9 protein-coding genes are annotated in these 9,147 nt (G+C 58.3%); 1 reads left to right on the forward strand and 8 read right to left on the reverse strand.

Features of this window, described 5'->3' with window-relative positions; translation table 11 throughout:
* Positions 1-29: 29 nt before the first annotated feature.
* The 8 genes from HX812_RS08400 to ppsA form a co-directional block, all read right to left on the reverse strand.
* A complete protein-coding gene (locus HX812_RS08400; protein ID WP_015885346.1) occupies positions 30-1,010 on the reverse strand; it encodes an OmpA family protein in 981 nt (326 codons plus the stop codon).
* Between the two features lie 107 nt (positions 1,011-1,117).
* Positions 1,118-1,708: an RNA polymerase sigma factor SigX gene (gene sigX / locus HX812_RS08405; protein ID WP_038851177.1), complete on the reverse strand. Its 591-nt coding sequence runs from the start codon at positions 1,706-1,708 to the stop codon at positions 1,118-1,120.
* Positions 1,709-1,795: 87 nt separating this feature from the next.
* Positions 1,796-2,620, reverse strand: a complete 825-nt coding sequence (locus tag HX812_RS08410; protein ID WP_003175519.1) for a mechanosensitive ion channel domain-containing protein — start codon at positions 2,618-2,620, stop codon at positions 1,796-1,798.
* A 2-nt stretch (positions 2,621-2,622) separates the two neighbouring features.
* Entirely contained in the window at positions 2,623-2,868 is a 246-nt protein-coding gene (locus tag HX812_RS08415) for a hypothetical protein (protein WP_005790375.1), read from the reverse strand.
* Between the two features lie 86 nt (positions 2,869-2,954).
* Positions 2,955-3,950: a zinc transporter ZntB gene (locus HX812_RS08420; RefSeq protein ID WP_038851176.1), complete on the reverse strand. Its 996-nt coding sequence runs from the start codon at positions 3,948-3,950 to the stop codon at positions 2,955-2,957.
* Between the two features lie 13 nt (positions 3,951-3,963).
* Positions 3,964-4,455 carry a ribonuclease E activity regulator RraA gene (rraA, locus tag HX812_RS08425; RefSeq protein ID WP_015885349.1) on the reverse strand — a complete coding sequence of 164 codons (492 nt, stop codon included), beginning with the start codon at positions 4,453-4,455 and terminating at the stop codon, positions 3,964-3,966.
* A 187-nt stretch (positions 4,456-4,642) separates the two neighbouring features.
* On the reverse strand, positions 4,643-5,632 hold the full coding sequence (locus HX812_RS08430) for an alpha/beta fold hydrolase (RefSeq protein WP_038851174.1): 990 nt from the start codon (positions 5,630-5,632) through the stop codon (positions 4,643-4,645).
* Positions 5,633-5,738: 106 nt separating this feature from the next.
* Positions 5,739-8,114, reverse strand: coding sequence for a phosphoenolpyruvate synthase (ppsA, locus tag HX812_RS08435; RefSeq protein WP_028617515.1), 2,376 nt, complete (start codon positions 8,112-8,114; stop codon positions 5,739-5,741).
* 178 nt (positions 8,115-8,292) lie between these two features.
* Between ppsA and HX812_RS08440 the strand changes: the two genes are divergently transcribed.
* A complete protein-coding gene (locus HX812_RS08440) occupies positions 8,293-9,111 on the forward strand; it encodes a pyruvate, water dikinase regulatory protein (protein WP_003193298.1) in 819 nt (272 codons plus the stop codon).
* The last annotated feature ends 36 nt before the right edge of the window (positions 9,112-9,147 follow it).

The following is a 9,147-nucleotide window of genomic DNA, read 5'->3' on the forward strand; positions in this document are numbered from 1 at the left end:
ACCTATTTCAGGACTAGACAACTCAGTAATTACTGAGCTTGAGCTTCAACCGACGCTTCTACGCGACGGTTAACAGCACGACCAGCTTCAGTTGCGTTGTCAGCAACTGGGCGGGATTCGCCGTAACCTACTGCGGTGATACGGCTAGGAGCAACGCCGTCTTTAACCAGGACTTGCTTAACAGCGTCAGCACGACGCTGGGACAGTTTCTGGTTGTAAGCGTCTGGACCTACGGAGTCAGTGTGACCAGCAACTTCTACGTTGGTAGCTGGGTACTGAGCCATGAAGTCGGCCAGGTTTTTCACGTCGCCGTAGCTGTTAGGCTTAACAACCGACTTGTCGAAGTCGAACTTAACGTCCAGCTCAACACGTACAACCTGAGCAACTGGAGCTTCTGGCTCTGGAGTTGGCTCTGGAGCTGGTGCTGGGGTAGGAGCTGGAGCAGCTGCGCCAGCGTTACCGCCGAAGTTCACGCCCAGGCCGACCAGTGCGGAGTAGTCCCACTTGCCGTTGTCCAGACCGTAGTCAGCTTCAACACCGGCACGAGCGTACAGGTTGTTGGTGAAGTAGTACTTCACGCCAGTACCAACGGTAGCGAAGGTAGTCTGGTCGCGACCGCTGTGGCCGTCAGCTTGAACGTTGGTACGGCTCTGGTGGCCGAAACCGCCTTCAACGTACGGACGCAGGCTGTCTACGCCAGCTTGACCGAAGTGATACTGGGCAACCAGGCTGCCGGTATCGCCTTTGATCTTCTGGTTACCAGTACCGTCGTTCGAACGGGTGTGGTTGGTTTTGTCGTAGGACAGGTTCAAGGACAGGTCGTCGGTCAGGAAGTAACCGATGCGAGCGCCAGGATTGAAGCCGTCTTCGATGTGCTTGACGCTATCGTTGTACTGCTTCTTGTAGAACAGCTCGCCTTCAACTGCGCCTTGGCCTTGTGCCAGAACGCCGAAAGAAGTAGCGGCAATAAGAGAACCAATGGCCAAGCCCAAGGTGTTTTTCAGTTTCATCCGTTAAATCCCCATCTGGTGATTGTAAAGCAGTCCCACAAACCGGGGGACAACTCGGCGACAAGTCTAACAGAACTTGCCTACACGTAAGAGATATTTGCCACGCACTAAGTTTCAGTCTCGCCCGCAAATTTCTCACGTAATTTATCAAGAGCACGTTTGTAACGCATTTTTGTAGCACTCAAACCCATGTGCATGATGTCAGCGATTTCCTGGAATTCCAGCTCTGCGACAAATCGTAGCACCAGAATTTCCCGGTCAATCGGGTTCACATACACCAACCAGCGATCAAGTCCGCCCTTCTCCTCGGGTGTCGGCGTCTTCTCTTCAGACGCTTCCTCAAGGGGGTCCAGACTCAAGGCGTCCATCAAGCGACGCTTTCGCCGTTCCTTGCGATACTGCGTGATGCACTCGTTGTACGTGATGCTATATAGCCATGTCTTGAACTTCGATTTTCCCTCGAAGTTCTTCAGGCCATACAGCACCTTGAGCATCACTTCCTGACAGACATCATCCGCATCTCTATCGTTCCCTAAATACCTTGAACAAACGTTGAACAGAGTGCGTTGATATCTGCGCATCAATTCTTCGTACGCGCGAGTTACGTGAAACAGCTCCGTGTGCGAGCGCGCGACCAACTCCTCATCAGAGAGCTCACGGGGGTCATAGCGCGTGGACAGCGTTTGGGCTTTATTCAAAACAAGTCGTGCCGACAGTCAGGTCAATGTCCGCTACAGCCCGGTCAGCCGGGTTTGCGGCGGCGTACATTAGCAGGGTTTGCCGGATTAGCGGCTACTGACCTGCTGCTCCAAGAGAATCCGATTGGACAACGACACCAGGTCGCCGTCATCGGTCAGCACCGTCGTCTTGACTGTGCCGATCTCCTCGATTTGCCCTTCAACCTCGCCCACACGCACCTGTTGCCCAACCTGATACAACTCACGCACATAGATTCCCGCAAGAATCTGACCGGCAATTTCCCGGCTTCCCAAGCCCATGGCCAGCGCAACGGCCAGACCAACGGTAATCAAAACGATCACAATCACATGGTTGAGCAGGTCAGTCTTGACCTCCAACTGGCTGATCGCGACCGAAATACTGATGATAATGACCAAGCCCTGGGCGATCCGACCCAGGCCCGCCGCATAGTCCAGCCCCACGCCTTCGGCGGCGCCGCGCACCAGCCCATTGGCCAGTTGCGCCAGCAAAACGCCTACCAAAAGCACCAGCGCGCCGCCGAAAACCTTCGGCAAATACAGCGCCAGCATGTCGAGCGTAGCTGAAACTCGCTCAAGTCCAAGGGATTGAGCCGCAGAAACCAGAAAAATCAGCAAAACAAACCAATAGACGATCTTGCCGATCAAGGTGGAGATCGGCACTTGCAGCCCGGCGCGCCCCAGCAGCTTGGTCAGGCCGGTGCCAGCCATCAGGCGATCGAGGCCCAGTTTTGCGAGCAATTTGGACAACAGGGTGTCGAGCAGCTTGGCCACGACAAAACCCAGCAACACCAGTACCAGTGCACCAAACAGGTTGGGAATGAAATTCGCCACCTTGGTCCACAATGCGGTCATCGCGGTGACCAGGCTCTGGGTCCAGAGATCAAGTTCCATATTCAATCAGCCTTATCAGCAGTGCGAGCAAGAGGTTTACGACGGGAAACCGGCGATACGTGGGCCGAACCGTTGTTCAGGGCCATCATCAACGCTGGCAGCCAGCGGCCGAGCAGACCGAACAGGTCACCCGCACCCACCTGGCGGTTGGCGGTTTTCAACACGCGGCCCAGGCAGGCATCGTCGTCGCGGTTGGACGGCGAGGCATTGAGCATGTCACGCAAAGACTGTTCGAACGGATCGTGCATAAAGACCTCTCGCAAGTGATTTAAAAGACGAGGGTAAAATTCTTGGGGTCACATAGGACCCTTCCTACGTTCAGGTCATATTCAGCTCAAACCCAGCGCAATCGTCGAAAAAGCCACCATTGTCCGAGTGCCACCGAGACCATCAACAGGCACGCCACCATGAATCCATAGGGGCTGGCGGAGAACGGAATCCCGCCCACATTGATGCCCAGCAGCCCGGTGAGAAAACTCATCGGCAGGAAGATCCCGGTGATGATCCCGAAGCGGTACATGGTGCGGTTCATGCGCACGCTCAAACGCCGGTCTTCGGCCTCCAGCACAAGCCCCACGCGCTCCCGGGTCAATTCAAGTTCTTCCAGGTAGCGGGTCAGGCTGTTGTTCAATTCGTTCCAGTAATCGGCATCGTCATCGCAGAACCACGGCAATTTGATCCGTGTGAGCTGGGCAAAAATATCCCGCTGCGGAGCGAGGAATCGCTTCAGCCCGGCCGCTCGTCGGCGGATCTGCAAAATGCTGCCGTGTTCCGGGGTATACCGTTCGTCGGTATCGAGTTTTTCTTCCTCGGCATCGACGATTTCAGACAGGTCGGAGACCAGATCCTGCACTTTATGGGTCAGGTACTGCGCCATATAGAGGATGAGTTCCGACGCGGTCTTGGGCCCTTTGCCGTCCGCCAACTGCACCAACAGTTCGTCAGTGGCGCGCAACGGGCGCAGGCGCAGGGAAATCACACGGCTGGCAGCCGCGAAGATGCGCACCGAGACCATGTCTTCCGGCTCCGCACCGGGGTTTAGGTTGACCCCGCGCAGGAACAGCAGCAATTCCGAGTCCGGCAGCGGCAACAGGCGCGGACGGGTGTTCTCCTCCAGCAACAGGTCACAGGCAAACTCGCTCAAACCGCTGGATTTGCGCAGCCAGGTCTGGGTTTGCGGGTGGCTGCGATCCCAATGCAGCCACAGGCTCTCCTGGGGCTGCAGTTGCAAGTCGTCGAGCTCAGTCCGGGCAATCGAACGCGCACCGCCTTTACCGTCCAGCACCAGGGCATGCACCAGGCCCCATTGCGCGTTTTCTTCCTCGAACATCCTTACTCCTGTTTTATTCGGGCATTTTCAGCGGGCTAGGGGAAACGATCACGCCATTGTTATCGGCGTAGATGTATTCACCCGGACGAAAGGTCACACCCGCGAAAGTAACGACCACGTTCAGGTCGCCAATACCGCGCTTGTCAGTCTTCATCGGATGACTGGCCAAGGCCTGTACACCCAGATCGGTCTGGGCAATGACGTCGACGTCACGGATGCAACCGTAGATCACCAGCCCTTCCCAACCGTTTTTTGCCGCTTTCTCGGCGATCATGTCGCCCAGCAGCGCGCGACGCAGGGAGCCGCCACCGTCGACCACCAGCACCTTGCCGGCGCCCGGCTGATCGGCTTGTTCCTTGACCAGGGAGTTATCTTCGAAGCATTTAAGGGTGACGATCTCGCCGCCGAAGGAGTCTCGGCCGCCGAAGTTGCTGAACATTGGTTCGAGCACCTGCACCAGGTCCGGATAGGCGTCGCACAGATCGGGAGTCACGTAATGGTTCATTGAAAAATTCCTTTGCGTCAAAGAGGTGTCTTTCGAAAGAAGCGCCAGCCAGGGCAGGTGCGAAACATCCCATCCGTCTCGCCGCAACGCAATAGCCACTGCGCGACTGAATATGACCAGAAGCGTTTAACGCGTCATATCTTAGCCGCAACCACACATGAGCGAAACGCCCTTGGCGAGCGTTGCCTCAAACCGTAGCCAACACCTCGGCCTGCGCGCCTGGCAAGGGTGTGAGCGGATCTTTCAGCCACTGCATCACCAACGGCCACACTTCGGCCTGGGCGGCTTTGCTCACCAGCATCTCCACATGCCCGAAATCCCCGGTAAAGCCTTGCTGACGGCCCAGGCACAGGTACTGACGATGCTCGGAGCCGACTTGCTCGAACAGCTTGCGACACGCCCAGTCGGGGTCCTGATGATCCCCGGCCGCACTGACGGCCAACAGCGGCACATCGACTTCAGCCAGGCCTTTCCACCAATCGTTCTTGCCCTCGCCGAAGCGGCCAAACAGGCCATTCCAGCGCATGGCTTCGATCATCACGCCCGCCGGTTCGTCCTCGGGGCCACGCTTCAGGCGCGAGCCGGACACTTCGCCAAAACGCTTCAACAGCAGGCGCCCGGTCCATTCCACGGGTGGCAGTTTCAACGGCCAGTGGGTGCGACTGACCTGACAACCAAACAGCGCCACCGACGCCACGGCCGGAGCACCCAGGTGCTGCCCACCCAGGGCCGCCGCCAAGCTGGTGCCGCCCAGGGAATGGCCGATCCAGTGGGGAATCTGTCCGCTTTGCTCACGCACGAACGCGCCGATGGCCGGCAAGTCATAACGTGCATAGTCCGCGACGCGGTTGCGGGCGTAGTCATGATTGCGCTTGGACAGGCCATGGCCGCGCATTTCCGGGATCCAGACATCAAACCCCTCGCGCGCCAGATAAGCACCCAACCCGATACCTTTTGGCGAATACCAGAAGCGTCGGTTGGAAAAACTGCCGTGTAACAAAATAACCGGGATGCCCCGGTTTTCCGGGACATCGGCCAGGCCCAAACGGGTAACCGCCAGCTCGACGGTGCCGTCGGGGCTGTTACCGGGTTTGAGGCGATACACGTCTTCACTCAGGTCGCCACGACGTTCAGCGCTGATCAGGGCGACAGGAAACAGGTTGCTGCTGCTTTGCATAATGCTCTTGCACAAAAAAAGGGCGACGTCCGCAAGGATTCCGCCCTGTACAGATAAGAATGCCGGTCACCCACCACGGGTGACCGGCACTTTTGACGTAACGATCTTAGGCGGACGCTTGGCCTTCCGCCAGGAAGAACCAGGTTTCCAGCACGGAATCGGGGTTCAGCGAGACGCTTTCGATGCCCTGTTCCATCAGCCACTTGGCCAGGTCAGGGTGGTCGGAAGGGCCTTGGCCGCAGATACCGATGTACTTGCCGGCCTTGTTGCAGGCCTGGATGGCGTTGGCCAGCAGCTTCTTGACCGCAGGATTTCGCTCGTCGAACAAGTGCGCGATGATCCCGGAGTCACGGTCCAGGCCCAGGGTCAGCTGGGTCAGGTCGTTGGAGCCGATGGAGAAACCGTCGAAGAACTCCAGGAATTCTTCAGCCAGGATGGCGTTGGACGGCAATTCGCACATCATGATCACGCGCAGGCCGTTCTCACCACGGGACAGGCCGTTCTCAGCCAGCAAGTCCACCACCTGGCTCGCTTCGCCCAGGGTGCGCACGAACGGCACCATGATCTCGACGTTGGTCAGGCCCATCTCGTTACGCACGCGCTTGAGGGCGCGGCATTCGAGTTCGAAGCAGTCACGGAACGCTTCACTGATGTAGCGCGAGGCGCCACGGAAGCCCAGCATCGGGTTTTCTTCTTCCGGCTCGTAGAGCTTGCCGCCGATCAGGTTGGCGTATTCGTTGGACTTGAAGTCCGACAGGCGCACGATGACCTTTTTCGGGTAGAACGCCGCCGCCAGGGTGCTGATGCCTTCCACCAGCTTCTCGACGTAGAAGCCCACCGGGTCGTTGTAGCCGGCGATGCGCTTGTCGACGCTTTCCTTGATGTCCAGCGGCAGGCCGTCGTAGTTCAGCAGGGCCTTGGGGTGCACGCCGATCATGCGGTTGATGATGAACTCCAGGCGGGCCAGGCCCACACCGGCGTTCGGCAATTGCGCGAAGTCAAAGGCGCGGTCCGGGTTGCCGACGTTCATCATGATCTTGAACGGCAGGTCCGGCATGGCGTCGATGGAGTTCTGCTTGATATCGAAGCCCAGCTCGCCTTCAAAGATGAAACCGGTGTCGCCTTCGGCGCAGGAAACAGTCACGCCTTGGCCGTCTTTCAACAGTTGGGTCGCGTTGCCGCAGCCCACGACCGCAGGAATCCCCAGCTCACGGGCGATGATCGCCGCGTGGCAGGTACGCCCGCCACGGTTGGTGACGATGGCGCTGGCGCGCTTCATCACCGGTTCCCAGTCCGGGTCGGTCATGTCGGAGACCAGTACGTCACCTGGCTGGACTTTGTCCATCTCGGACACGTCCTTGATGATCCGCACCTTGCCGGCGCCGATGCGCTGGCCGATGGCACGGCCTTCCACCAGTACGGTGCCGGTTTCTTTGAGCAGGTAGCGCTCCATGACATTGGCCGAGGTGCGGCTTTTCACGGTTTCCGGACGGGCCTGCACGATGTACAGCTTGCCGTCGTCACCGTCCTTGGCCCACTCGATGTCCATCGGGCACTTGTAGTGCTTTTCGATGATCATCGCTTGCTTGGCCAGTTCGCTGACCTCAGCGTCGGTCAGGCAGAAACGCGCGCGTTCGGCCTTGTCGACTTCAACGGTTTTCACCGAGCGACCGGCCTTGGCCTCGTCGCCATAGATCATCTTGATGGCCTTGCTGCCCAGGTTGCGGCGCAGAATGGCCGGGCGGCCGGCTTCAAGGGTGTGCTTGTGTACGTAGAATTCGTCAGGGTTGACCGCACCCTGTACGACGGTTTCGCCCAGGCCGTAGGCGCCGGTGATGAACACCACGTCACGGAAGCCCGATTCGGTATCGAGGGTGAACATCACGCCGGCAGTGCCGGTTTCCGAACGCACCATGCGCTGCACACCGGCAGACAGGGCCACCAGCTTGTGGTCGAAACCTTGGTGCACACGGTAGGAAATGGCGCGGTCGTTGAACAGCGAGGCGAACACTTCCTTGGCCGCGCGGATCACGTTTTCCACGCCGCGGATGTTCAGGAAGGTTTCTTGCTGGCCGGCGAAAGAGGCATCCGGCAAGTCTTCGGCGGTGGCCGAAGAGCGCACGGCAACGGCGACGTCCGGGTTACCGGCCGACAGCGCGGCGAAGGCGGTGCGGATTTCTTCGTTGAGCTTCTCGGGGAACTCGGCTTCCATGATCCACTGGCGGATCTGGGCGCCGGTCTTGGCCAGGGCATTGACGTCGTCGACGTCCAGGGCGTCCAGCGCGGCGTGGATCTGAGCGTTGAGGCCGCTCAGTTCGAGGAAATCGCGGTAAGCCTGGGCCGTGGTGGCGAAACCACCGGGCACCGAGACACCAGCGCCTGCAAGATTACTGATCATCTCGCCGAGGGATGCGTTCTTGCCCCCCACGTGCTCTACATCATGGACGCCGAGCTTATCGAGGGAAACTACGTACTCTACCAAGGTGATCTCTCCACTAACTGTGTTGGAAAAGCTCAGGACGCCGGCTGCTCAGTAGGAGCAATCGCCAGCGCTTGTGGCCTGGACCTGGAAAATAAGTGAGAATGCGGCCCACTGCGGGACGGCAAAATCGCGCCTATCATATCCAAGATTCGCCATCAGCTTAAGGCCCAGGGCTCAAATGAAACGATCTGCTTTCTTTATCTCCGACGGCACCGGCATCACAGCCGAAACATTGGGTCAAAGCCTGCTCGCGCAGTTCGAAAACATTACCTTCGCCAAATTCACGCGGCCGTACATCGACAGCGTGGATAAAGCGCGGGCCATGGTACAACAAATCAATCTGGCGGCCGAAAAAGACGGTTTTCGTCCGATCATTTTCGACACCATCGTCAATCAAGACATTCGTGAGATTCTCGCAACGTCGAATGGTTTCATGATCGACATTTTCTCGACGTTCCTCGCGCCGCTGGAACAAGAGCTGAGTGAACATTCGTCGTACTCGGTAGGAAAGTCCCATTCCATTGGCCACAACTCCAACTATATGGAGCGTATCGAGGCGGTGAACTTCGCCCTCGACAACGATGACGGCGCCCGCACCCACTACTACGACAAGGCCGACCTGATCCTGGTGGGCGTATCCCGCTGCGGCAAAACGCCCACCTGCCTGTACATGGCCATGCAATTCGGCATCCGCGCGGCCAACTATCCGCTGACCGAGGACGACATGGAGCATTTGACGCTGCCGGCCGCCCTGCGCGCGCATTCGCACAAGCTGTTCGGGCTGACCATTGATCCGGATCGGCTGACGGCGATCCGCAATGAACGCAAGCCCAACAGCCGCTATTCCAGCTATGCGCAGTGCGAGTTCGAAGTGCGAGAAGTAGAAAATCTGTTCCGTCGCGAGAATATTGCGCACATCAATTCCACGCATTTTTCGGTGGAAGAGATTTCGGCGAAGATTCTGGTGGAGAAAGGCGTGGAGCGGCGCTTCAAATAATATTTTCTGCCTGGCACTTTTGTGGTGAGCGAGCTT

The sequence above is a fragment of the Pseudomonas sp. IPO3749 genome (assembly GCF_013386605.1).
GTDB classification, from domain to species: Bacteria; Pseudomonadota; Gammaproteobacteria; order Pseudomonadales; family Pseudomonadaceae; genus Aquipseudomonas; species Aquipseudomonas azotoformans_A.

Coding starts and splice junctions, on each gene's coding strand:
- HX812_RS08400 (WP_015885346.1), bottom strand. CDS start 1,010: ATGAAACTGAAAAACACCTTGGGCTTGGCCATTGGTTCTCTTATTGCC.
- HX812_RS08410 (WP_003175519.1), bottom strand. CDS start 2,620: ATGGAACTTGATCTCTGGACCCAGAGCCTGGTCACCGCGATGACCGCA.
- HX812_RS08415 (WP_005790375.1), bottom strand. CDS start 2,868: ATGCACGATCCGTTCGAACAGTCTTTGCGTGACATGCTCAATGCCTCG.
- HX812_RS08420 (WP_038851176.1), bottom strand. CDS start 3,950: ATGTTCGAGGAAGAAAACGCGCAATGGGGCCTGGTGCATGCCCTGGTG.
- rraA (WP_015885349.1), bottom strand. CDS start 4,455: ATGAACCATTACGTGACTCCCGATCTGTGCGACGCCTATCCGGACCTG.
- HX812_RS08430 (WP_038851174.1), bottom strand. CDS start 5,632: ATGCAAAGCAGCAGCAACCTGTTTCCTGTCGCCCTGATCAGCGCTGAA.
- HX812_RS08440 (WP_003193298.1), top strand. CDS start 8,293: ATGAAACGATCTGCTTTCTTTATCTCCGACGGCACCGGCATCACAGCC.